This is a genomic window from Parathalassolituus penaei (genome assembly GCF_026626885.1).
Taxonomy (GTDB): Bacteria; Pseudomonadota; Gammaproteobacteria; order Pseudomonadales; family Oceanobacteraceae; genus Oceanobacter; species Oceanobacter penaei.
Map to the genome: position 1 here is coordinate 1 of NZ_JAPNOA010000028.1, position 25099 is coordinate 25099.

Genomic DNA, 25099 nt, shown 5'->3' on the forward strand with positions numbered 1-25099 from the left:
CAAAAGCTTATTCAGAACGGCTTCGCGACGTTCAATGGAATAACGGGCCATGGTCAGTTCCTGGCCGCCCACTGTTCGTTTTAACGTGAAAAACTCATCGGACAACTATGCTGACACAGCGGGATACTCTGGTACGTCATTACGGCCAGTAGATAAAACTCTGCCATCTTCATCTGTAATAGCTGCACCAACTTGGCGGGATAAACAAGCGGATTGCAGAGATGCAAAATATGCAGTCATCATAGCTTTCTCATCCCTGCGAGGTGACATGCCCTCTGCTCCATGAATGAGTTTCACAAAACGATCGATTTCTTTATTGATGTTACGAGCGTGATCATGTTGATTTCTAATGAAGTAGTCAGCAAGAACGGCGGTTTTTTCAACTTGTTGACCAGTTTTATCTTTTTCTTTTCTGTCGCGTCTGATTATATCATCGATTTTTTCTGATTGGATTCGCTTTTCCTCTAAATGGATTCTGCGTTCTTTCTCAGTACGAATAATAGTTAATAAGTAGAAGTTTTGGGGGTAAACCAAACGGAATAAAAAAACCTCTGACGGATGTTTTAACTGGTCGATAATGTAAGCAATTCGACATTTTGTTTTGTTTTGCTCAGCATCGTTAATGATGTCTTCTTTTTCCTCTCTTATTATTCTACTTCTTTCTGTTGAAATTCTTTTTATAGCTAGTTTCGCTAGGTAGTCGGAACCGTGTTTTTCTCGTAAATGATTCCCCTTGTTTTGTAGGCTTGTTATTCTGTCCGCTTCGTTAGTTTTATCTTTTTCTTGAGGTAGCAGATCACTGATCTTGATATGTACTGTTTTATATCCTGCAGCAGTCAAACTGCTTTTTAAACTTGAGCGAAACTCTTCAGTTAAGCTGCCAACTGCTCCACACAAAGAAATGATAATTTCGGATGATATTCTTTCTTTTATTACATCATCAGTGCCTTTTCCTTTTTTATTCAAGGTGGGAGATGTTTTTTCATCACTGATTGATGATATGGCTTGTATGTTTTGCTTCGGTGCTATTGACAATTTTACATCCCTGTTGTTGATTTTCTACCAGCCGCGTTTTTGTGCTCTTTCTATCGCCTTTTTGGACGATATTATTTCTGTAATGGAAATAGCATTGCAGGGCTTATTATCAGGTGAAATTTTTTTAGATGCCTGAATATAGTTGCTTTCAGATTTAGGGGAATTTTCTGTAACATTCAGCGTTATGATAATTGCCATGGTTTTGCCCTTTTTTGTCGCGCGCGATTTTACAACTATTTACATAGATGTCTATCTGGCGCTTATTGTTTTTAGGAATAAAAAACTCTTTTAGCTGAAAATACTCTTTGATCCTAGATGATGCATACAGATCAATCCATGACTCAATAGGACTTTGAGCGAAAAAATTGGACTTTTTCTCCATTACTGACAGTTTTTGTGGTGAGGTCGAAAACAACGGATCTTGCCAGCATCAGACGGTGTGTCAGCTGGTATTTAGCGACCAGCAGCCGGAGTTGCCTCCGGCTGTTGGGGACGATCAGGCGGTGTTAACCCTGTGGTTATTCGCCTACCGGTTTCAATTTCCAGATTTCGTCGTTGTACTGGCTGATGGTGCGGTCGGTGGAGAACATGCCGCTGCGGGCGGAGTTGATGATGCTCATGGTGGTCCAGCGGTCGTGATCGCGGTAGGCATCGGCGGCGCGTTGCTGGGCGTCGACGAAGCTGGTGAAGTCGGCGAGGGTCATCCACGGGTCGGTGGAGGATTTGATGCCGGCGATCAGGTCGTCGAACAGGCCCGGTTCAAAGCGGTTGAAGTGGCCGGATTCAAGCAGGCCCATCACACACTGCAGGTTGTGGTCGCGGTCGATGTAGTCCTGTGGCCGGTAGCTGCGACGCAGGTCGGCGACTTCCGGGGTCTTGAGGCCAAACAGGAAGAAGTTGTCTTCTCCTACGGCTTCCAGGATTTCAACGTTGGCGCCATCGAGGGTGCCGATGGTGACCGCGCCGTTCATCATGAACTTCATGTTGCCGGTGCCGGAGGCTTCTTTACCCGCGGTGGAAATCTGCTCCGACAGGTCGGTGCCGGGGGCAATCACTTCCATGACCGATACCCGGTAGTTCGGGATAAACGCCAGTTTCAGCTTGTCGCCGACTTCCGGATCGTTGTTGATGATGTCAGCAACGTTGTTGATCAGCTTGATGATGTTTTTGGCGGTGACATACCCCGGTGCCGCCTTGCCACCAATCAGCACACAACGGTTGGTCCAGTTGGCGGTGTCACCACGTTTGATACGTGAATACAGGTGAATCACGTGCAGCAGGTTCAGCAGCTGACGTTTGTATTCGTGCATGCGTTTGACCTGCACGTCGAACATGGCGTCCGGGTTGAAATGAACACCGGTGTCGCGTGCCACCAGTTCGGCCAGGCGTTGTTTGTTCTGGCGTTTGACGGCGCTCCAGCGGCTGCGGAAGTCGGCATTGCCGAGTTCTTTTTCGATGCCAGCAAGCTGATCGAGCTGGGTGATCCAGCCTTCACCAATGGTGTCGGCGAGCAGGGCACGCAGGCCAGGGTTGGAGCTGGCGATCCAGCGACGCTGGGTAACGCCGTTGGTCTTGTTGTTGAATTTCCACGGCCACAGCTGGAAGAAGTCGTTAAACAGTCCGTCTTTTAACAGCTGTGAGTGCAGGGCGGCGACGCCGTTGACCGAGAAGCTGCCAACAATGGCGAGGTAGGCCATCCGCACGTTCTGGTGCTCATCAATGATCGACATGTCGCGCAGGCGGTTGTTGTCGCCTGGCCACTTCATCGATACCTGTTTGAGGAAGCGGGCGTTGATTTCGTAAATGATGTCGAGCAGGCGTGGCAGCAGTTTCTGGAACAGTTTCACCGACCAACGTTCCAGTGCTTCCGGCAGCAGGGTGTGGTTGGTATAGGCCATACAGTTGCTGGTAATTGCCCAGGCTTCGTCCCAGCCGAGGCCGTTGTCATCCACCAGAATCCGCATCAGTTCAGCCACCGCGAGGCTTGGGTGGGTGTCGTTGAGCTGGAAGACGTTGTGTTTGGCGAATTCGCGGAAGTCGCGGCCGTGGTGTTCGAGCCATTGCGCAACCACGTCTTGCAGGGAAGCCGATACCAGGAAGTACTGCTGACGCAGGCGCAGTTCCTTGCCGTTTTCACTGGCGTCGTTCGGATACAACACCATGGTGATGTTTTCCGCTTCGGCCTTGGAGGATACCGCTTCGAAGTAGGAGCCTTTGTTGAATTCGGAGAAGTTGAACACTTCGGTGGCCTGGGCGGACCACAGGCGCAGGGTGTTCACAATGCCGTTCTGGTAACCCGGAATCGGCACGTCATACGGTACTGCCAGTACTTCCTCGGTATTTTCCCAATGTACAGACAGGTGGCCGGTTTGATGGTCGCGATAAGGGCGTGATACTCCGCCAAAGCGTACTACGCGGGTGTATTCGCGGCGCTGGAATTCCCACGGGTAACTGTCGTAACCGAGCCAGTGATCCGGGGCTTCGATCTGGTGGCCGTTCTGGATCAGCTGTTTGAACATGCCGTATTCATAACGCAGGCCATAACCCATTACCGGTAGTTTGAGGGTGGCGCAGGAGTCCATAAAACAGGCGGCCAGACGTCCAAGGCCACCGTTGCCCAGACCGGCGTCGATTTCGGCTTCTTCGATATTTTCGAGTGCCAGACCGAGCTGGTACATGGCCGCTTCGGCTTTGTGTTCGATACCGAGGTTGAGCAGATTGTTGGTGAGGGAGCGTCCGATCAGGAACTCCATCGACAGGTAGTAGGCTTTTTTCTTGTCGCTTTTGTTGTAGGACGCCCAGGTCTGCTTCCACAGTTTCATCAGGCGGTCACGGACGGCGTATGACAGCGCCTTGTAGTGGTAATAGGGTTCAGAGGTCAGGCTGCGGCCAAGCATGTTGTAAAGGTAGTTGGCAAAGTCTTCCTCGATATCGGTAACGTTCATACCGATATTTTTCAGCAAGTCCTCAATACGCAGGCGTTGTTCCTCTGCAGTCAGGGGTTCCCGGGGTACAGCTGGTGTGGTCACCGACATTCGTTGCTCTCCTGCTTGAATTACTGAATGAGTTTGAGGTACTGCCTGGCGCTTTCCTGCCAGCCAAAATGCTGGGTCATGCCCTGTTTCTGTAGCTTCTGCCATGTGCGTTTTTTGCCATACAGGTAGAGTGCGTGCAGCAGGGTCGATTTCAGAGCGTGCAAGCTGGGGTCATAAAATACAAAGCCGGTGGCGGTGCCGTTGTCGATGTTTTCAACGGTGGCATTAACCACGGTGTCGGCGAGGCCGCCGGTGCAGTGCACAATCGGCGGGGTGCCATAAATCAGGCTGTAGATCTGGTTGAGGCCACAGGGCTCAAAGCGGGATGGCATCAGGAACATGTCGGAGCCAGCCTCGACCAGGTGGGCGAGGGCTTCGGAATACCCCAGATATACCAGTACCCGTTTCGGATAATAAATGGCGAGTTTCTGCAAGGCTTCGTGATGCTGGCGATCACCGCTGCCCAGCACGACAAATATGGCATTGTGCTCTTCGAGGATCTGCGGCATCAGGTCGAGCACCAGGTCGATGCCTTTTTGCCAGACCAGACGGCCGACCATTCCAATCACCGGTATATCGAGGTCTATCTCGGATTCATGCCAGCCGAAATGATTGAGCAGGGCTTTCTTGTTTTCGGCCTTGCCCGCCACGCGGCCTTTGTCGGCGCTGTAGGTGCGGGCGATCAGGCGGTCGGTGGCAGGGTTCCAGACATCCTCTTCGATGCCGTTGATAATCCCCACCAGTTTGCCTTGTGCCTGTTTGTGAGCCATCACTCCTTCCAGACCATAGGCGAACTGTGGCCAGGTGATTTCACGGGCGTAGGTCGGGCTGACAGTGGTGACCCAGTCGGACATTTCGATACCGGCTTTTAACATCGACATCTGTCCGTAGAATTCAACACCACCATGAGTTTTCCACCAGTGCCATGGCAGTTCCAGGTAACTGAACAGGCTGTGTGGGAACAGTCCCTGATAGGCCATATTGTGGATGGTAAAAATGGTCGCCGGGCGCACCGCTTCTTCACTCAGGAAGGCAGGCACCAGGCCGGTTTGCCAGTCGTTGGCCTGCACCAGATCGGCTTTCCAGCCGATGCTGTAACGGTCGAGGGCAAGGTCGGCGGCGATGCGGGCGAACAGGCCGAAGCGTTCGCCGTTGTCCCACCAGTCGTTGCCATCGGCGGCCAGATACGGGTTGCCAGGGCGATCAAACAGCTCGGGAATATCCACAATCCACAGCGGTACATCAATGCCGGTGCTGCGCGCTTCCTTGATGGCGACGCGGTAGCTGCGGAAGGCACAACGGACATCAAATTCAGCGATCTTGTGGACGTCGGTGAGTTTTTCCCATACCGACAGGTAACCCGGCAGCACTACCCGCACGTCTTCGCCGAGACGTGCATAGGCGTTGGGCAAACCACCCGATACATCAGCCAGACCACCGGTCTTGATGACGGGATGAATTTCGGAAGTAGCAAACAGTATCTTCATGAAACGCCAAAAACCTTGTTAACCCTGATATTGCAGCACCACCGCACCCAGTGGTGGCAGTGTCACCAATGCTGAGCAGGGTTGGCCCATTACGGGTTGTTCCTGTGTATAAACCTGGCCCTGATTACCGCAGTTGCTGCCACCGTAAATGGCGGAGTCGGTATTCAGGATTTCCTGCCAGCAACCCGCTATGGGCATGCCGGTCAGGTAAAGCGTGCGTGGTATCGGTACAAAATTGAGCAGGCATACCAGCTGTTGCCGGTCACTCTTGCGGATAAAACCCAGCACGGAGTGTTGATGGTCGTTGCAATCGATCCACTCGAAGCCTTTCTGCTCGAATTCGTACTGGTGCAGGGCATCCTGTTGCTGGTAGAGGCGGTTGAGGTCGCCGACCAGTTGGCGGACGCCGCTGTGGTTCGGATAGTTGAGCAGGTTCCAGTCGAGGGATTCCGCGTCGTTCCACTCGGTCCACTGGCCCATGTCGCCGCCCATAAACAGCAGTTTTTTGCCGGGATTCAGCCATTGCCAGGCCAGTAACAGACGCAGGTTGGCCATTTTCTGCCAGTCATCACCGGGCATTTTGCCCGCCAGCGATTTTTTCAAATGTACGACCTCATCGTGCGACAGCGGTAACACGAAATTTTCAGTGTAGGCGTACATCTGGCCGAAGGTCAGCTGGTGGTGGTGATGGCTGCGGTAGATCGGGTCCTGACGGAAGTAACTCAGAGTGTCGTTCATCCAGCCCATGTTCCATTTCATGGAGAAGCCAAGGCCACCCATCCAGGTCGGACGAGAGACCAGCGGCCACGAGGTGGACTCTTCCGCCATCATCAGGGCACCGGGGCACTGGCTGTGGACTTCATGGTTGAGCACCTTGATGAATTCGATCGCTTCCAGGTTTTCACGACCGCCATGGGCATTCGGAATCCACTGGCCCGGCTCACGGGCGTAATCGAGGTAGAGCATGGACGCCACGGCATCCACGCGCAGACCATCAATGTGGAATTCCTTGAGCCAGTAGAGGGCGTTGGCGATCAGGAAGTTGCGCACCTCGTTACGGCCATAGTTAAAAATGTAGGTGCCCCATTCCAGATGTTCACCCTGACGCGGGTCGGCGTGTTCATACAGGGCGGTGCCATCAAAACGGGCGAGGGCAAACTCGTCACGCGGGAAGTGGGCGGGCACCCAGTCGAGAAAAACGCCATAACCGCGCTGGTGTAACAGGTCGATCAGGTAACGCAGGTCATCCGGGTTGCCAAAACGACTGGTCGGGGCGTAATAACCAGAGGTCTGGTAACCCCAGGATTCGTCCAGCGGGTGCTCGGCAACGGGCAGCAGCTCAACATGGGTAAAGGCGGTGGCGTCGAGATAATCCACCAGACGGTGGGCCAATTCGCGGTAATTGAGGAACTTGCCCTGTGCATCCCGTTGCCAGGAGCCCAGGTGTAACTCGTAGATACTCATTGGCTTGTGTTGCCAATCGGCATCGGCGCGTTGTTGCATCCAGAGGTGGTCCTGCCACTGGTGCTGGCTCTGGAACACAATCGAGGCGGTGCCAGGGCGCATTTCCATAGCACTGGCGTATGGGTCGGTTTTCACCAACAGGCTCTGATGCTGGCTATTGAGAATCTCGAACTTGTAGAGATCACCAGCTTGCAGGCCGGGGATAAACAGTTCCCAGACGCCGGAGCCGCCACACACCCGCATCGGGTGACGCATGCCATGCCAGTTGTTGAAGCTGCCGACTACCGATACCCGTTTGGCTGACGGTGCCCAGACGGCAAACAGTACGCCATCGATACCATCAAGGGTTCGTGGATGGGCACCGAGCAATTCGTAGATGTGCCAGTGGCGGCCTTCAGCAAACAGATGCAGGTCGAGTTCGCCGATTTGCGGCGCGAAGGTCCAGGGGCTGATGCACTGATGACGGATGCCGTCACCTTCGTCCCAGCATACCGAGTAGTGCTGTGGCAGACGCTGTTTCTGGTCATCGGTCAGACGGGCGACAAAACAGGCGGAGTTCGACAGTGGTTGCAGGGCATGACCTTCGAGCCAGGCTTTGCGGGCACCGGGTATCCATACCCGCGCGACCCAGCCGTCACCATCCGGGTGGAGTCCCAGGAACCGGAAGGGGTCAAAGTGTTCGCCGTTCGCCAGATGTTGTAACTGCTGCGACAGGTCGGCGGTATCAGTCATGTAGAGCCTCTTGATCAAGCGGGGCTGGTGGCCAGAGTTATTCCGCGCTGCGTTCAGCAGCATCCACCAGGTGGGCAATCCGTTGGGCCAGGTCCGGGGTCAGCTGGTGGCTGTCATAACGCCATAACCAGTTATCCACAATGGTGCCAGGCGTGTTCATTCTGGCCTGATTATCCAGACCAAGGAAATCCTGCAGTGGAATAATCGCCATTTGTGCCGGCGACTGCAGGGCGGCATGGATCAGTGGCCATGGCATATCGCCAATGGTCAGATCGAGCTGCGACAGAATCCAGGATTTCTGGCCTTCGTCGGTCAGTGCCTGCCACCAGCCAAGGCTGGTTTCGTTATCGTGGGTGCCGGTGTACACCACCGAGTTTTCCACTTGCTCGGCCAGTGAATGCGGGTTGTCCGGCAGGCCGTTAAAGCCGAACTGCAGTACCGACATGCCGGGCAGCCCAAAGCGGTTTTTTAACTCCACTACTTCCGGGGTAATGATACCGAGGTCTTCGGCGACGACCGGCAGAGTGCTGTGGCTGCCCTGCAGGGCGGCCAGCAATTCGGCACCCGGTGCCTTGACCCATTCACCGACCATGGCGGTGGGTTCTGAAGATGGAATTTCCCAGCTGGCTTCGAGACCGCGGAAATGGTCGATCCGCACCAGATCAAACAGCTCCAGGCTCCAGGCCATACGTTGTTGCCACCAGCGGAAGCCGTTGGCCAGCATATGTGGCCAGTGGTAATGAGGGTTGCCCCAACGTTGGCCGGTTGCCGAGAAATAATCCGGTGGTACACCGGTGACTACGGTGGGCTGTAATTGCTCATCGAGCTGGAATTCGTGCGGATTGCTCCAGACATCAACGCTGTCGTAACCGACAAAAATCGGAATATCACCAAACAGGCGAATACCACGGCGGTTGGCTTCCTGACGGATCGCCAGCCAGCAGCTGATCAGGGCAAACTGCTCCATACAGATGGCATGCAGGGCATCGGCATGTTCACGTTCAACGGCGGCGAGGGTGTCGGCATCGCGGAAGCGCCAGGCATCCGGCCATTCGTTCCAAGCCTTGCCACCCGATTGCTGCTTGAGCAGGGTGAACAGGGCGTAGGGTTTTAACCAGTGTGGCGGGTTGGCCATAAAGTCGGCAAAGGCGGTTTTATCCACCGTGTCTTGCCAGTTGTCCGGCAGCAATGCCGGATTCAGTGCAAACGCCGACACCGCCTGATACGGCGACAAGCCGTCGACCGGTTGGGTTAATGGCAGCATTTGCCAGACCTTGAGGTTGGCCTCCGTCATCCAGTCGAGGAAACGCCAGACATCAGCGTCCAGTTTGCCGGACGGTAATGAGGTCGGGTGCAGCAGAACCCCTGCGCAGCGGGCGTTAGTGGTGCTCATCGTCCCTGTTTGCCTCTTAATTGCGGATCATGGTGCCGGAATGGGCGGACTGGCTACCGGTCGACTGTAACAGGTCGAGGCTGGCCGGTATCGGCAATTGCAGCAGTTCATACAAGCGTTGCAGGTGACGACGGTACATCAGAGAAAAATCGCGCACCGAGTCGGCCGGGTTGTAATCACCGAACCACCAGAACCAGTCGGAGCCTTCACAGATGGCCAGCTGGTGGGTGGCGGCCTGTTGTTGCTCGGCTGACAGTTTGCTGAATTCGCGGTCGTACGCCTGTTTGGCTTCGACCAGCAAATCCCAGCCGATGTTCTTGTCCTTGTCACCGATCCAGGTCGAAAAGCTGCCGTATACCCAGCTGCCGGCTTTTAATTCGGTCAGGCGGTTACAACGCGCACCCTGATCAAGGGCATCGCTGAAGGTGCTCATCTGTACCCGTGGATGCTGGCTGAGGGTGGCATAAAGCGTGTCGAGGAACTGGTAACCGTTGCCCGGGTAGTATTCCCACGGGTTTTCGCCGTCGAGAATCACCGCCACCACGTGTTCTTCAACCCGCTCGCCGAGGTGGTTGGCGATATTTTCGAGGTTGTGGGCGAAGTTGTTGGCGGCGTCCTGCGGGTTCCAGTTCTTGTATTCAAAGCCGATGAGGTCGGACATACCGTCATCGCGGAAGAACAGCGCACAGTTCTGGTCGCGGTACTGCATCGGCTGGTAGAGCGCGCGTTTCGAGGAAATGTCGTGCACATCCAACCGTGATGCTTCACAGGAATGACGCCATACTCCTTCACCGGACGCGGTCCAGCGCAGACCGAATTCGTCCAGCAAACCAACGGCGTCGGCCGATACCGAGCCTTCGGATAACCATACGCCGCTGGGGCGGGTGCCAAAGAAACGCTGGTAGATATCAATGCCTTCCTGCAGGTGCCAGCGTGCGCGGTTGGCACCATCCGGGTAGGCCGCGTGTTGGGGCAATTGCACGTAAGGCATGGCATCACGAGCACTGTTGAAGTCGATCAGCAGCGGCACAATCGGATGGCCATACGGGGTCATGGAGATTTCGATCTGGCCCATTTCCGCCAGAGCCCGATAACGTGGCACCAGGTTTTCGATAACATCGGCCATGATGTTGATCAGGGTGCGCTGGTCGGCACCGCTGAAGTGTTCTTCGGCAAGGCCCTTGTTAATCAGGGCATCAACGCGGCTGTCAGTATTACGTACCGACTGTCCCATCCAGGCGAGGTGATACCAGACCAGCAAGTCGGTAAAAAAGGCCGCTGTGAAATACCCGAGGCCCTTGGCGCTGTCGAGGTCGGTGAGTTTGTCGCGCTGGGCCATATCGAGCAGTTTCCGGAACGGCGGAAACACGTCAATCATGGTGGGCGCAAACGCCTTGCTGCAGGCCTGCAGAATTTCAAAACGGGTTTCGAGGTTGTCATCCACCGGGGTAACACCGGCGACCAGATTCAGCAGTGGATCACTCATCGGCTGGCTGTTGGCCAGCCAGCGCCGCATGGTGCTGGCGTAGTCCTGCAATTGCTCCAGTAATACCGGTGCAAAGTTGACCACCACCCGCGCCTGCGGGTGGTTTTCAAGGTGGGCCACCATATCGGAATAGTCCTTGATGGCATGCAGATACACCCACGGTAATCGGTATTGGCCGTCCAGACCATCACGATAGTGGGGCTGGTGCATGTGCCAGCAAATAACCAGCTTGATCCGGTTGGGCTGCATCCGCGTCCTCCTGTGGGGTTGTGCTTAACGTGTCATGTGAATGTTCTGGCCGAGCATGTCCGGTGTGACCAGCACAATGCCGGACTCATCGACGTAAAAACGCTGGCGATCGGCTTCCAGATCTTCACCAATCACGGTGCCTTCCGGGATTTCGCAGTCCTTGTCGATCACGGCATTCTGAATCCGGCAGTTACGACCAATCTCAACCTGTGGCAGTACCACGGTGTCCTTGATCAGGCTGTAGCTGTGAACCCGGCAGTCGCTGGAGATCACCGAACGTTTGATACGGGCACCGGAGATGATGCAGCCACCGGAGACCATGGAGTCGATGGCTTCACCGCGGCGACCTTCGTCATCGAAGGTGAATTTGGCCGGTGGCAGCTGTGGCTGGTAGGTCCAGATTGGCCAGTCGCGGTCGTAGAGGTTGAGGTCTGGCGAGATGCTGCAGAGGTCGAGGTTCGACTTCCAGAAGGCTTCCAGGGTGCCGACATCGCGCCAGTAAGCCGGGCCACCGGTTTCGTCGGTGAACGGGAACGCCTTGACGTTATGGCTGGCGATCACTCCCGGAATAATGTCCTTGCCGAAGTCGCGGGAGGAGTTCGGGTTGGCCTTGTCGGCAATCAGGGTGCGGTACAGGAATTCACTGGAGAACACGTAAATGCCCATCGATACCAGTGCGGAACCGGGTTTGCCCGGAATCGGCTCCGGATTGGCCGGTTTTTCGGTGAAGCGGGTGATTTTCATGTTGTCATCGATCGACATCACGCCGAAGTCCGAGGCTTCTTCAATTGGCACTTCAATACAGCCAACGGTGACGTCAGCACCGGACTGCTGGTGTGCGACCAGCATGCGGGTGTAATCCATGGTGTAGATATGGTCGCCACCCAGAATCAGTACGTAGTTCGGGGTGTGGTGACGGAGGATGTCGATGTTCTGGTAAATGGCGTCGGCGGTGCCTTCGTACCAGCCTTTGTCGACCCGCTGCTGGGCTGGCAACAGTTCCACAAATTCACCGGCTTCGTAACGCATAAACGACCAGGCGCGCTGGATATGACGAATCAGGGAGTGGGATTTGTACTGGGTGACAACACCAATCTTGCGGATGCCGGAGTTTACGCAGTTAGAGAGGACAAAATCGATAATGCGGTATTTACCACCAAACGGCACCGCTGGTTTGGCGCGCCAGCGGGTCAGCTGTTTGAGGCGGCTACCCTCGCCACCGGCGAGAACCAGGGCCAGGGTTTTGCGGGAAATATCGGCGGTCTGTTGCATATCATCGGAACGTTTGAGCATTTTCTTGTCCTCTATCCTTGGTCTGCTCCGGGCCTTGGCACGCGGAGCGACTGCCTTGGTGACCAGCTGCCAGCGGCGGCCTGGTCGAATTTCCTGTCGTTGTTGCCAACGGTGGGTCGATTGTTACGTGTCTGACGTTTCAACCAACCTGCAATCCCAAGAATCAGGCTTTCCGTTGGCCAGATCAATGGGCTGTATGCGCCTCTCTGACGCTCTTGAGGCATAACAATAGCCGGGTTTGCGGTTGGGTAATGTCCGCTATGTCAATGAATTGGTTACAGATTGCCAATCCTGTGTGACAGCCGAATGCCAATCGCGTTGTGATGTGTCGGTAAATGGCATTTATTCCGCGAGAATGTCAGCGTCAGGCAGACCTGACAGTCGTTTGAACACCCTTGCATGGATTGTTGGATGGATTGTTGCGATAGCGACAATACCAATGAAGCGTTGTTGCGGGATTGAAGCAGTCGTTAGTTGGGTGGTTAACGGGAATGCATACACAGGCCGGGTAATGGTGTGAATCTGTTGGTCCTGAAGAGTGGAGCTGTTTATGCAGTGTGGGCATCAATGCCCACAAATGCTCAATCGATTGAAGTGAATCAGACGATGGTGCGTTGTACTTGCAGGGAGCGCAGGTGGGTCATCAGTTTGGTGATCAGCGACTGGCGTTTCGGGTTGGCCGCAACCGGACGAGATTCCAGTTCGGCCGCGCGGTTCAGAGAATGGGCATAACCTGCAGCGGCGGCTGCACTGTAAAAGCTGAACACTTCGGCTTCATCGAGATCGAGAATGCGAGAGGCCAGTACCGGAGAGGTCGCACGGCTTGACAGCAGGGCGGCGATTTTCAGGCTGTTGGCGGTAGCATGCACGCGGGTGAAGTTTGGCCAGCGTTGCAGTTTTACGACGTCGTTACGGCGGCAGTTACCGATCAGATTACCTTCCGAGCCCATCAGACCCAGGTTCCACAACAGTTCGGCGACCGGGCGACCGTTCTGATAAACCTCTGTCAGGGATGTATCGCCATGTTCCAGCAGATAGGAGCGGCGAGGGTTGCTATTTTTTGCAGGGCGCACCAGATACAGGCCTTCTGTGCCGACAATCAGAATTTCCTGTTGGCCATCGGTGGTGATCAGTGCATCCATGCGATGTTCAAGATGACCCTGGATCTGATCCAGCAGCCATTTGCAGGTGTCAGCATCAAACTTCAGTGCATATGACATGTTCAGGAAACCTTCTTGATTAGGTTAAGGACGCTCTGAATAACTTTGCACAGCCCGTGCCCTTCGGGGCTTTCGGGATGGTGATGACTCTGTGTCGCCGGTTTCTGGCGTAGCTCCCAGCGCATCGGTGTAAGTGCCATCAAACCGGCTTCGTGATTCATCACCATCACGATAAGCCAGAGCGGGCACCGAGTTATTCAGAGCGTCCTTAAGTGTGGATACGTATCTGGCGCAGATTATTGTTGCGTTTTATGTCTTTAATCCCTCAACCCATCTCCTGTCAGAATCGGTAGAAAAGTTGTAATTCGAATATAACTGAACGGTGGGGGTTTTGTGAATTGATCCACAAAATTGGCGCTTTGTTGCTATCACTGACAAGAATATAGTTTTTTACTAAATCACAACCATTAGCATCTATATATCTGAATGGTCATATTTTGATACATTTTGTAATGATAAGAAGGCTTTTAAACCCGGATTGATTTGTATTTTGCAACAAAGTCAGAGAGAAATAACAGGGTTTATAAGTGACTGATTTGTCATTTATTACAAAATAAAATGCCGATGAGCTGTATTACTACATCGGCATGAAACAATGACACGGTTCAAGCACTGATTGCTTGTGGGCGCAACTTTAATTGTTTGAGCAGTTTTTGAACTATAGTAAACCTTGGGCTCGAATTGTGATCTGCCAGTTGCACCACATCTGCACGATTAACGGCCGTACTGTAACCCGCATAGTGAGCAGCACTGCAAAATTGATAGAGTTCGTCCTCGCTGATATGCAGGATGCGTGACGCCAGTACCAGCGAAGTGGCGCGACTTGTCAGTAATGCGGTGATCTTCAGACTGTTGGGAGTGCGGGTCAGACGTGAGAAATTCGGCCAGCGTTGCAGGCGAATCACGTCGTCACGACGGCAGCCAGGCAGCAATTTGCCGTCTGACAGTTGAAAGGCACAGTTCCACAGCAGTTCATCCAGTGGTCGCCCGCTCTGTTGAATGCCAGTCAGGCGCGAGTCATTGGCCTCCAGTGCCTGGATGCGCAGCCCTGCAGAAGTGGATCTGGAGCCTGGTTCGGTGATCTCTTTGTAATGGCGGTACAAGCCGTCTATCCCCGATACTACCCAGCGCTCGTTACCGAGGCTGATCAAACGGTTCAGTTGCTGGCTGCGGGCGCGACCCAGCTCTTGCAGGAACAGTTGGGCATCATTGCTAATCAGACTGGTAACGGTCATATACAACTCTCCCGGAAAACCTCAGTTCAGATGACACAAGTGTCGATACCCAGCAGTTCCGGAATCGTGGTTTCCGCAATCTGCAGGTGCTTTTTGTCGCAATAACGACGCTCCTTGTCGGTCGGGTCACTGATCAGTGCCCAGCCGGACACGGGTTCAGCTGCGCCCCAGGTGATGTCACTCATCACCATCCGTTCGGTATCGCGCTGAAAACGCATCCCCATAAACAGATACTGTTTGCCGAGTCGGTAGTCCTTGAGGAACGCCGGGATGGCAAAGCCGCCCATGAGCTCGGTGATGTAATCGACGTAGTCGGCATCGGACGCAATGTAGACAGCCTCCGGAATCGGGCTGCCCATGGGTTTGAACAGCACCGGCAGGCCGGTATCGACCTGTTGCTGGTCGATTTCCCGATAGTCACCACCCACCCGGTATTCATACAGACGAAAACGGAAGCTGCTGCCCATCAGGCGGGCGGTGCCAAGAATCAGCAGATGATCACGGTCGCGATAACGTTGCTGCAGCTGGGTGTCGCGATTGCAATCAATGATGTAGGGAGCCTGACAGTCGGCCAGCCACTGGTGCAGGGCGGACGTACTCCACTGGCGCTCACCGTAGGTGCGGGTCAGGAAACGTTCGATGAATTTACGGCCTTTCTTGTTTTCGAGATTCATGGCCGCCCGTGGGAATTCGTACATCAGGCGTGGAGCCATGGGTTTGCCGTCGTTCATGGCCAGAATCAGGCTGTCGCTGTCAGCGGGAATTGGCAGACCACTGCCTTCTTCCATGACTCCTTCAAGGGCTCCGGCACCCAGGTAGGGTATCAGGCTGCCACTGCGGATAGCGGCTCTGATCTGTTCACTGTCCGGGATCTGCACCATGTCTCTCTCCTGTATGGTATCGGGTCGTTTGTGATTCACGACGTCTGTACAGGAACGGCAAGAAGCAGGCCATTTATAACCGGTTGATTTGGCTCAATTTGTCGGGAATATCTCCGACAATATTCGCAGTATTTGCAGGCTTTACGACAATTGTGGCGGATATATGACAGGGCGTATTTGCATATAAACAGTATATCGATATGGCTGCTAAATGGTCTGTCAGAGTATGTACGATAACAACCTTATAATTGTTGTGTGTATGACACTGGCATTGTATTTGTCGTACAAATTTTGCCTTGTTTATGTGAGGCTAAAATTAAAAATCCTTATTTTTCAATAGAGTAGGTTTTTACAGCTGAGCTGGCACAGTCACTGCAATATCCATTTCGTGCTCAGGCAGAAGCAACCGTGATGGAAGCAACCGTGATGGAAGTAACGTGCCTGCCGCCCGATACCCGCTGGGGAACAGTCCTGAAGGGTAAAGGTCCTCGCTCGGAAATTTATAGGAGAACTGACTATGGCAATGCGTCAATGTGCTATTTATGGCAAAGGCGGTATCGGCAAGTCTACCACCACCCAGAACCTGGTGGCGGCACTGGCCGAAGCTGGCAAGAAGGTCATGATTGTAGGTTGTGACCCGAAAGCTGACTCTACCCGTCTGATCCTGCACTCCAAGGCCCAGAACACCATCATGGAAATGGCGGCGGAAGCCGGCACCGTGGAAGACCTGGAACTCGAAGATGTGCTGAAAGCCGGTTACGGCGGCATCAAATGTGTTGAGTCCGGCGGTCCAGAGCCAGGCGTTGGTTGCGCTGGCCGCGGTGTAATCACTGCGATCAACTTCCTCGAGGAAGAAGGTGCCTACGAAGAGGACCTCGACTTCGTATTCTACGACGTACTGGGCGACGTGGTGTGTGGCGGTTTCGCCATGCCAATCCGCGAAAACAAGGCTCAGGAAATCTACATCGTTTGCTCCGGCGAGATGATGGCCATGTACGCGGCCAACAACATCTCCAAGGGTATCGTGAAGTACGCCAACTCGGGCGGCGTACGTCTGGCAGGCCTGATCTGCAACTCTCGTAACACTGACCGTGAAGACGAGCTGATCATTGCCCTGGCGGAGAAGCTGGGCACCCAGATGATCCACTTCGTTCCACGCGACAACGTGGTACAGCGCGCTGAAATCCGTCGTATGACTGTGATTGAGTACGATCCGAAGGCCAAACAGGCTGACGAATACCGTGCTCTGGCTCAGAAAATCATCCACAACAAGAAGCTGGTGATTCCTACACCAGTGACCATGGATGAGCTGGAAGAGCTGCTGATGGAATTCGGCATCATGGAAGAAGAAGACGAGAGCATCATCGGCAAGACCGCTGCAGAACTCTGATTCGTAACGACCCGCAGGCTTTGCCTGCCGGGATCCGCTGCGGCCAGATCTGCCAGGCTCTGGTCTCTGCGGGCCCACTCGGGACAGGACAGATTGGTCCTGTCGGAACCCGCCGCACCGTACTCCCTCCACGGTGCGGCGCTCTGCGACCCGTATCCAACTTGTAAGGAGGCCCCTCATGGCCGCTATGTCACGTGACGAAGTCGAGTCCCTGATTCAGGAAGTACTCGATGTGTATCCAGCCAAAGCCAAAAAGGATCGAGCCAAACACCTGAGCCCTAACGATCCTTCTCTGGAACAGTCCAAGAAGTGCATCACTTCCAACAAGAAGTCCCTGCCAGGTGTGATGACCATCCGTGGTTGCGCCTACGCCGGTTCCAAAGGTGTGGTGTGGGGTCCGATCAAGGACATGATCCATATTTCTCACGGCCCGGTGGGCTGTGGTCAGTACAGCCGCGCCGGCCGTCGTAACTACTACATCGGTACCACCGGTGTGAACACCTTCGTGACCATGAACTTCACTTCCGACTTCCAGGAAAAAGACATCGTGTTCGGCGGCGACAAGAAGTTGGCCAAGCTGATCGACGAGATCGAAACCCTGTTCCCGCTCAACAAGGGTATTTCCATCCAGTCTGAATGCCCGATTGGTCTGATCGGTGACGACATCGAAGCCGTGGCCAAGAAAAAAGGCGCTGAACATGGCAAGACCGTTGTACCGGTGCGCTGTGAAGGTTTCCGTGGAGTGTCGCAGTCGCTGGGCCACCACATTGCCAACGATGCGGTCCGTGACTGGACCCTGGGTGCCCGTGACGACGATAACAGCTTCGCCCAGACCCCTTACGACGTTGCCATCATCGGTGACTACAACATTGGTGGTGATGCCTGGTCTTCCCGCATCCTGCTGGAAGAAATGGGCCTGCGCGTAGTCGCCCAATGGTCCGGTGACGGTACCATTTCCGAGATTGAGCTGACTCCCAAGGTCAAGCTGAACCTGGTGCACTGCTACCGCTCCATGAACTACATCTCCCGTCACATGGAAGAGAAATACAAGATTCCATGGATGGAGTACAACTTCTTCGGCCCAACCAAAACCATCGAATCCCTGCGTGCTATCGCCGCCAAATTCGATGAAACCATCCAGGCCAAATGCGAAGAAGTGATTGCCAAATACAAGCCGGAGTGGGAGGCCGTGGTGGCCAAATTCCGTCCGCGTCTGGAAGGCAAACGCGTCATGCTCTACATCGGTGGTCTGCGCCCACGTCACGTGATTGGTGCCTATGAAGACCTCGGTATGGAAGTGGTGGGCACCGGTTACGAGTTTGGCCACAACGACGACTACGACCGCACCCTGAAAGAAATGGGTGATGCCACCCTGCTGTACGACGACGTAACCGGTTACGAATTCGAAGAGTTCGTGAAAAAAGTAAAACCGGACCTCATTGGTTCCGGCATCAAGGAAAAGTACATCTTCCAGAAAATGGGTGTGCCTTTCCGTCAGATGCACTCCTGGGATTACTCAGGCCCGTATCACGGCTTTGACGGCTTCGCCATCTTCGCCCGTGACATGGACATGACCCTGAATAATCCGTGCTGGGGCAAGCTGGCTGCACCGTGGAAAAAATCCGCCGCCGCCGCTGATACCGCCGTGGCAGCTTCTGCCTGATCTCTGTGAGTGAGTCAGGCGGTGGTTGCCGCCTGACCCGGAATAATCCCGTTTACCCGCCAGACCACCGATTCGTGGCGCGGGAGGAGAATGACCATGAGCCAGTCTGTAGAAAACATCAAACCCTGCTATCCACTGTTCGGTCAGGACGAGTACAAGGATATGCTGGCCAACAAGAGGGCCAGTTTTGAAGAAGCACACGCCCAGACCCAAATAGATGAAACCTTCCTGTGGACTACCTCGGAAGAGTACAAGGAGCTGAACTTCCAGCGTGAAGCTCTGACCATCAACCCGGCCAAAGCTTGCCAGCCACTGGGCGCGGTACTCTGTTCCCTTGGTTTTGAGAACACCATGCCATACGTGCACGGCTCCCAGGGCTGTGTGGCGTATTTCCGTACCTACTTCAACCGTCACTTCAAGGAACCAATCTCTTGTGTGTCGGACTCCATGACCGAAGACGCGGCGGTGTTTGGTGGTCAGCAGAACATGAAAGACGGTCTGGAAAACTGCAAGGCCATCTACAAGCCGGACATGATTGCGGTGTCCACTACCTGCATGGCGGAAGTGATTGGTGACGACCTCAACGCGTTCATCAATAACTCCAAGAAAGAAGGCCATATTCCGCAGGAGTTCCCGGTTCCATTTGCCCATACCCCGTCTTTTGTGGGTAGCCACGTAACCGGTTGGGACAACATGTTTGAGGGGATTGCCCGTTATTTCACCCTCAACCATATGGAAGACAAGGTGATTGGCAGCAACCACAAGATCAACATCGTGCCGGGTTTTGAAACCTACCTTGGCAACTTCCGCGTGATCAAACGCATGCTGAAGGAAATGGATGTTGGTATGAGCATGCTGTCCGATCCGGAAGAAGTGCTGGATACCCCGGCCGATGGCAAGTTCCGTATGTACTCAGGTGGTACTACCCAGGCCGAGATGAAAGATGCCCCGAATGCGATGGATACCATCCTGTTGCAACCGTGGCACCTGGAAAAATCCCGCAAGTTCATCGCCAACACCTGGAAACACGAGGTGCCGAAGCTGAACATTCCGATGGGCCTCGACTGGACTGACGAATTCCTGATGAAAGTCAGCGAAATCAGCGGCCAGCCAATTCCGGAAAGCCTGGAAAAAGAACGTGGTCGTCTGGTCGACATGATGACCGACTCCCACACCTGGCTGCACGGCAAGAAGTTCGCCCTGTGGGGTGATCCGGACTTCGTGATGGGCCTGACCAAGTTCCTGCTGGAACTGGGCTGTGAACCGACTCATATCCTCTGCAACAACGGCAACAAGCGTTGGAAAAAAGTGATGGATGCCATGCTGGCCGAGTCGCCATATGGCGCCAACTGCGAAGTTCATATTGGCCGTGACCTGTGGCACATGCGCTCACTGGTGTTCACCAACAAGCCGGACTTCATGATTGGCAACAGTTACGGCAAGTTCATCCAGCGTGACACCCTGTACAAGGGTAAAGAGTTCGAGGTGCCGCTGATCCGTATCGGCTTCCCGATCTTCGATCGTCACCACCTGCACCGTCAGACCACCATGGGCTACGAAGGCGCCATGCAGATCCTGACCACCCTGGTGAACTCTGTTCTGGAACGTCTGGACGAAGAAACCCGCGGTATGCAGACCACCGACTACAACTACGACCTGGTGCGCTAAGACCCGTGGGAGCAGCCCGGCGGGTTGCTCCCGTGCCGTCCTGTACGGTTGTTGTGATACCGGTAACCCCGGATCTGAAGCCGCGTGGAACCAGGTTCTGCGTGGCTTTTTTGCTGGATATCAGGGCTTCAGACCGTGGTTACTGCCGCAGCGGATCTTCCGCGACCTGCCAATTCAGAGGGATTGACCATGCCAAACGTAATGCTGCGTGAAAACGACAAGGGAGAACTGACCTTGTACGTACCGAAAAAAGATCTCGAAGACACCATCGTTGCCATTGAACACAACCGCGCAGATGCCTGGGGTGGCGAGCTGACCCTGGCCGATGGCTCCAGTTTTATTATCGACGTGATGCCCGGCAAACCGGACCTGCCGATCACGGTACGCGCCAAACGTGGTGAGGAAGCCTGATCATGGCGGCCGCGGCGGCACTGGATGAAAGTATCGCCCTACGCATTGGTCTGGCTTGGCGCTGTTTACCGATCAGTATCAGCCTGGCCGACTTTGTTGCCATCCTGATTCGTGCCGTCGGCCAGCCGGTCAGTGCCCAGCGACTGGGGCGGTTACGGCTCAAGCGCTTGCGCGAAGCCGCTCGTGGTCGCCTGGATCACAGTAGTGATGAATCCCTGCGTACGGTTCTGATGTGGTTACGCGGTCAGGGTCAGGCGCCACAACCGCCATTACCACAACCGGTTGCGTTGGCCGCAGGGGATATGCCCGGTTCGATCCGGGTTGCTTGTGCTTCCAATCGCGCCGACCGGATTGATGGGCCGTTTGGCTCTTGTCAGCGTTACCTGGTCTATCAGGTGTCCGCTCTGGAATACCGGCTGGTAGATATTCGCTCCCCGGAGAGTGGTGGTGATCGCGCCGAACGTTATCAGCAGCGTCTTGAGTTGTTGGCGGATTGTCATGTGCTGGTGGCGTTGACCATTGGTGGCCCGGCCGCCGCGTGCCTGGTACGTGCCGGTATGCATCCGTTGCGGCTCGGCGTTCCGGCCGCCGCCCCCGATTTTATGCAGGAACTGCAGCAGGTACTTGAGTCCGGCCCGGCGCCATGGCTTCTGAAGATCATGGAAGCCTCGGCGCGCCAGAGCTGGCAACAGCAACAGAACCGACTTCGCGAGGTAATCTCATGATTGATGCCAATACGCTTGAACAGGCGCTGGCGCTGGTAGACCAGCAGGGCCTGAGTGAACAGACCATCAGCCAGTTGCGTCAGCAATTTCCCGGCTGCCATTTCACCTGGTGTATGGAAGACGATATTCATTTTCCACACAGTTACCGCGATACCGAACAGTACCGGGTCTATCTGGTGGATTCCCGCAATCACTGTTCGATCCTTACCAATGAGCCAGCGTTGGCTTCTGGGGTGGTGCTGGCCGAAGTGATGGGGGAGTAAATCATGGAAACCGAAAACCTTACTCCGGTTGGTGATTGTCGGCGCTGCCGTTATCGTTCCAGTTTGTTATTGGCTGGACGTTGTGTGCCCGGTGATATCTGTATTGCGGTTCCCAGTGGCCGTCAGATGGATCGCTTTTTGCGAGTGAATCCGGAGTTAGCCTCCCTCTATCTGCATGATGATTTCTGGGAGCGGCGTGCCATCGCGGTGCGCTATATTCCCCCTGAATTGCTGGTTGGGCTGGTGGAAGACCCGGACGAAGCGGTACGGCGCGCTGTTGCGTATCGGTTGCCTCGGGAGCAACTGGTGGTACTGATGCACGATGAAGACCGTGAGGTGCGGATTACCGTGGCGGATCGTTTACCGGTCGAGATGATCGAAAAGATGGCCGATGACCCGGATTATCTGGTGCGTGCCTATGTGGTGCAGCGTGTGCCCGCAGGCCGTCTGTTCCGCTTTATTCGGGATGAGGATCGTCAGGTGCGCAAACTGGTGGCACAGCGTTTACCGGTGGAAAGCCTGATTCTGATGGCCCGTGATGAAGAGCCGGAAATACGGGTAATGGTGGCCAATCGGCTGGAAGGGGCTGCGGTTGTACCGCTGTTGACGGATTCAGACTGGATGGTACGACTGGCGGCGGTGGCCAATGCGCCGACTGAGGCACTGCTTGCATTGCAGAATGATCCTGATCCGGAAGTTCGGGATGCGATCAGCCAGCGGCTGGCATCCCGGCCAGTCAGCTAATGCGTGGTTTCGACCTCGTCAGCCAGCATTCGTATAAAGGCAAGGTCATGCTCGGTAAGGTCATCGAGACGATAATTCATCAGCACATTCATGAAGGCCGACGCCGCTTCCGACAGGATTCCCTGTAACCGGCAGTGATTGGTTAACGGGCATTCCACTCCGGCACAATCAATCGGCAGCAATTGCGGTTCGAGGTTTTCAACAATGGTTCCGAGTGCCAGCGTGCGGGCACTGTCGGCCAGACAAATACCACCGGACTTGCCACGGGTACTGTTGATCCAGCCAAGGGATGCCAGGCGCTGACTGACCTTGTTGACATGGTTGTGGTTCATATTCAACCGCTCGGACAAATGTGCCAGCGATACTTTTTCTCCTGTCGGCATGGCACTTACGTACACGAGTATACGTAGCCCATAATCAGTGAATCTGGTTAGTTGCATATCAGTAATCTAAAAGCCACAAAAGGCCAATATATACGCGGTCAGAGTGTCCGAAAACCATATTGTCGGAACAATGGGTTTTACCGCACGAGCTATTGATATGGCTCAGGTTTTGAACTTTCTCATATAGCCTGAAAAGGTTATGGTTAAGGGTTAAATTTATGGCGTTTATGAGCGGTATATTCCTATCCGCAATCCTGGTTGTTATATAAGGGATATGCAGAGCCACTGTTAATTTGCGGGATTTACGAGGAAGAGATGAAAAAAGGCCGCTATTTGCGGCCTTTTTCATCTGACAATTCCGATCAAGGGATAAAGTTGATCGGGAATTCAGCCTTGGCGACTTCCACTTCCGGACGGGACTTGAACTGCATACGACGGCACTGGGATACCAGGCGTTTCAGCAAATCGTCGTCTTTCAGTTCGCTGCGACCAATTTCACAGGAGCTGACGGAGCCGTTCGGAGCAATGGTGGCCACCAGAACCACAGTACCAGACAGGGTCGGGTTGGTACGCAGTGCACGACGGTAGTAGGTGAAGAAGGTGCTCTGATTGCTTTCGAACACTTTCCGCATCTCTTCCTGGGTACGCTTGCTACCCGCTTCCTTGGTCTTGCGCACTTCTTCCTTCGACACGGCCACTTCGGTGACTTTACGCTCACCCAGTGACTGGCCGGTGGTTGCCGTGGTCAGACTGCCGGTATCGACACCACCAGACAGGGCAACAACAGCGTTTGGATCAACCACACTACCGGCGCTGACGGCTTTGGCGCCAACGTTGCTAAGTGCAGCATTGTTGGTGTCGAGCTTGGCGTTCGGAATAGTGGAGGCCAGTGCTGCCAGTGAGCTCATGGCATCAGTACCGAGTTTCTGTTTGGCAGATTCCTGGGCTTTCTGACGCTGTTCCGGCTTGGCTTCAACTTTCGGCTGTTGCTTCGGTTTTTCCACCGGTTTGGGTTTCTCGACCGGTTTTACCTCTGGCTTCGGCTCGGGTTTTGGCTCAGGCTTTGGCTCTTCTTTCTTCGGTTCTTGCGGTTTCGGCTTTGGCGTTTCCGGCTTTTTCTTCTCAATCAGCTTGGCCAGCTGTGGAGGCAATTGCTCCATCTGCTTGCGATCAGGCTCAGGAAGAGTAATACCCGGAATAATCACACCAGCTACCAGTACTACAGCAAGCGCTATACCCAGAATTGGGACAAAACGTTTGCCACCAGTGTCTGACCATGGCAACACGGGCTGGTAACGGTACAGAGGCGAAGTCTCACTCATGGCGTGCCTCCTGTCAGCTGGTTAACGGCCAGGGAGATATTGCCAAAGGTTGCCTTGGAGGCGGTCTTCATGACCTTCTGTAGCAACTGATATGGCGTATCCTTGTCTCCGACGATGTTAATCGGGCGACCTTCTCCGGCAGCTTCAAGATCCGGGTCCAGAGTGGTACGGGCGGCCATGTATTGCAGCTCGGTCAACAGCGGTGCCAGGGTTTCTTCCTGGGTAGCTGCTGCATCTGCTACGGTCATGATCGGACGTCCCTGCACCATGATCACTTCCTTGGTGACCACCACGACGAGGTTTTCGTTGGGTGCGTTCTGGGCAACAGAATCCGGCAGACGGATTTCCTCGCTACCTTCAATCCGGACGTCGCTCTGGTTGAACATCAGGAAGAACACCAGAATGGTGAAGATGTCCATCAGTGCGGTCAGGTTAAGGGTGGCACCGCCCTTGTTGCGCTTGTGCGCACGCTCCATCCGCTTGGCGCGACGAGATGTCTGTTTCATTTCGTCTCCTCCGCTGCGGCTACGTCAGGCGCGTTACCCAGTGAAATGTCCGGGAACAGGGTGGCGTCCACAACGGAACTCACAACCACAGCCGGATACACCCGTACGGTGTCCATCACGGTAATCAGCGTCTGATAATCAATGCCTGCTTCCGGAAGCAGACTGATGTCGCGCTTCTCAACAAAAACAGGTTCCTTTTTGAGTTCCTGCAGGGCTGCGGACAGGCCGGCAAAGTCCTGCTTGCCGTCTTTCAGCGGCAGGCTGGCTACGTCCGTTGTCTGCAGCAGGTAGCTCCAGGAAACGTTCATGCCGTCTGGACGGATCACGACCTCCAGCGTCACATCTTTTGGATCAACTATGGTGGGCTGATCGCTGTTGGGTAACTTGAGATCGAGTACCGACAACTGCGAGAACACCATGTTCAGCAGCAGTACTGGTACCAGTACGATCATCAGGTTCATAAAAGATGTAACGTTGAGTTCCGCCTCTTCACGATTACGTTGGCGTCTCATAT

The 25099-nt window shown here is 54.5% G+C and carries 21 protein-coding genes; 7 read left to right on the forward strand and 14 right to left on the reverse strand.

Annotated features, from left to right (window positions below):
- Positions 1–105: 105 nt before the first annotated feature.
- The 10 genes from OUO13_RS10330 to OUO13_RS10375 form a co-directional block, all read right to left on the reverse strand.
- Positions 106–1035, reverse strand: coding sequence for a hypothetical protein (locus OUO13_RS10330; RefSeq protein WP_283173805.1), 930 nt, complete (start codon positions 1033–1035; stop codon positions 106–108).
- Positions 1036–1553: 518 nt separating this feature from the next.
- The gene (locus OUO13_RS10335; RefSeq protein ID WP_283173806.1) at positions 1554–4070 is read right to left on the reverse strand and encodes a glycogen/starch/alpha-glucan phosphorylase; all 2517 of its coding nucleotides are present in this window, start codon (positions 4068–4070) and stop codon (positions 1554–1556) included.
- Positions 4071–4090: 20 nt separating this feature from the next.
- Complete coding sequence (glgA, locus tag OUO13_RS10340; protein ID WP_283173807.1) at positions 4091–5557, reverse strand: glycogen synthase GlgA; 1467 nt, start codon at positions 5555–5557, stop codon at positions 4091–4093.
- An 18-nt stretch (positions 5558–5575) separates the two neighbouring features.
- The gene (gene glgB, locus OUO13_RS10345; RefSeq protein WP_283173808.1) at positions 5576–7753 is read right to left on the reverse strand and encodes a 1,4-alpha-glucan branching protein GlgB; all 2178 of its coding nucleotides are present in this window, start codon (positions 7751–7753) and stop codon (positions 5576–5578) included.
- A gap of 37 nt (positions 7754–7790) precedes the next feature.
- Positions 7791–9146, reverse strand: coding sequence for a 4-alpha-glucanotransferase (gene malQ / locus OUO13_RS10350; RefSeq protein ID WP_283173809.1), 1356 nt, complete (start codon positions 9144–9146; stop codon positions 7791–7793).
- A 16-nt stretch (positions 9147–9162) separates the two neighbouring features.
- Positions 9163–10881 carry a glycoside hydrolase family 57 protein gene (locus tag OUO13_RS10355; RefSeq protein WP_283173810.1) on the reverse strand — a complete coding sequence of 573 codons (1719 nt, stop codon included), beginning with the start codon at positions 10879–10881 and terminating at the stop codon, positions 9163–9165.
- Positions 10882–10905: 24 nt separating this feature from the next.
- A complete protein-coding gene (gene glgC / locus OUO13_RS10360; protein ID WP_283173811.1) occupies positions 10906–12174 on the reverse strand; it encodes a glucose-1-phosphate adenylyltransferase in 1269 nt (422 codons plus the stop codon).
- Between the two features lie 599 nt (positions 12175–12773).
- Entirely contained in the window at positions 12774–13394 is a 621-nt protein-coding gene (locus tag OUO13_RS10365; RefSeq protein ID WP_283173812.1) for a hypothetical protein, read from the reverse strand.
- 605 nt (positions 13395–13999) lie between these two features.
- Positions 14000–14629 carry a hypothetical protein gene (locus OUO13_RS10370; protein WP_283173813.1) on the reverse strand — a complete coding sequence of 210 codons (630 nt, stop codon included), beginning with the start codon at positions 14627–14629 and terminating at the stop codon, positions 14000–14002.
- A gap of 26 nt (positions 14630–14655) precedes the next feature.
- Positions 14656–15510, reverse strand: a complete 855-nt coding sequence (locus tag OUO13_RS10375) for an SIR2 family protein (RefSeq protein WP_283173814.1) — start codon at positions 15508–15510, stop codon at positions 14656–14658.
- Positions 15511–16027: 517 nt separating this feature from the next.
- Between OUO13_RS10375 and nifH the strand changes: the two genes are divergently transcribed.
- From nifH to OUO13_RS10410, 7 genes are all read left to right on the forward strand, one after another.
- Positions 16028–16900, forward strand: a complete 873-nt coding sequence (nifH, locus tag OUO13_RS10380) for a nitrogenase iron protein (RefSeq protein WP_283173815.1) — start codon at positions 16028–16030, stop codon at positions 16898–16900.
- Between the two features lie 178 nt (positions 16901–17078).
- The gene (nifD, locus tag OUO13_RS10385) at positions 17079–18563 is read left to right on the forward strand and encodes a nitrogenase molybdenum-iron protein alpha chain (RefSeq protein ID WP_283173816.1); all 1485 of its coding nucleotides are present in this window, start codon (positions 17079–17081) and stop codon (positions 18561–18563) included.
- 96 nt (positions 18564–18659) lie between these two features.
- Positions 18660–20231, forward strand: coding sequence for a nitrogenase molybdenum-iron protein subunit beta (gene nifK / locus OUO13_RS10390; protein WP_283173817.1), 1572 nt, complete (start codon positions 18660–18662; stop codon positions 20229–20231).
- 189 nt (positions 20232–20420) lie between these two features.
- On the forward strand, positions 20421–20642 hold the full coding sequence (nifT, locus tag OUO13_RS10395; RefSeq protein WP_283173818.1) for a putative nitrogen fixation protein NifT: 222 nt from the start codon (positions 20421–20423) through the stop codon (positions 20640–20642).
- Between the two features lie 2 nt (positions 20643–20644).
- Positions 20645–21367 (forward strand): NifB/NifX family molybdenum-iron cluster-binding protein, encoded by a 723-nt coding sequence (locus OUO13_RS10400; RefSeq protein ID WP_283173819.1) that lies wholly within the window; start codon positions 20645–20647, stop codon positions 21365–21367.
- The gene (locus OUO13_RS10405; protein WP_283173820.1) at positions 21364–21630 is read left to right on the forward strand and encodes a DUF6129 family protein; all 267 of its coding nucleotides are present in this window, start codon (positions 21364–21366) and stop codon (positions 21628–21630) included. The genes OUO13_RS10400 and OUO13_RS10405 overlap by 4 nt, the downstream gene beginning before the upstream one ends.
- Before the next feature lie 3 nt (positions 21631–21633).
- Positions 21634–22374 (forward strand): 4Fe4S-binding leucine-rich repeat protein, encoded by a 741-nt coding sequence (locus tag OUO13_RS10410; protein ID WP_283173821.1) that lies wholly within the window; start codon positions 21634–21636, stop codon positions 22372–22374.
- Here OUO13_RS10410 and OUO13_RS10415 read toward each other — a convergent pair.
- The 4 genes from OUO13_RS10415 to OUO13_RS10430 form a co-directional block, all read right to left on the reverse strand.
- A complete protein-coding gene (locus OUO13_RS10415; protein ID WP_283173822.1) occupies positions 22371–22814 on the reverse strand; it encodes an Rrf2 family transcriptional regulator in 444 nt (147 codons plus the stop codon). The two genes, OUO13_RS10410 and OUO13_RS10415, sit on opposite strands and share 4 nt — an antisense overlap.
- Before the next feature lie 305 nt (positions 22815–23119).
- Positions 23120–24079 (reverse strand): AgmX/PglI C-terminal domain-containing protein, encoded by a 960-nt coding sequence (locus tag OUO13_RS10420; RefSeq protein WP_283173823.1) that lies wholly within the window; start codon positions 24077–24079, stop codon positions 23120–23122.
- The gene (locus OUO13_RS10425) at positions 24076–24585 is read right to left on the reverse strand and encodes an ExbD/TolR family protein (protein WP_283173824.1); all 510 of its coding nucleotides are present in this window, start codon (positions 24583–24585) and stop codon (positions 24076–24078) included. Before OUO13_RS10425 ends, OUO13_RS10420 begins: the two co-directional genes overlap by 4 nt.
- The gene (locus tag OUO13_RS10430) at positions 24582–25097 is read right to left on the reverse strand and encodes an ExbD/TolR family protein (protein ID WP_283173825.1); all 516 of its coding nucleotides are present in this window, start codon (positions 25095–25097) and stop codon (positions 24582–24584) included. Before OUO13_RS10430 ends, OUO13_RS10425 begins: the two co-directional genes overlap by 4 nt.
- Positions 25098–25099: the final 2 nt, after the last annotated feature.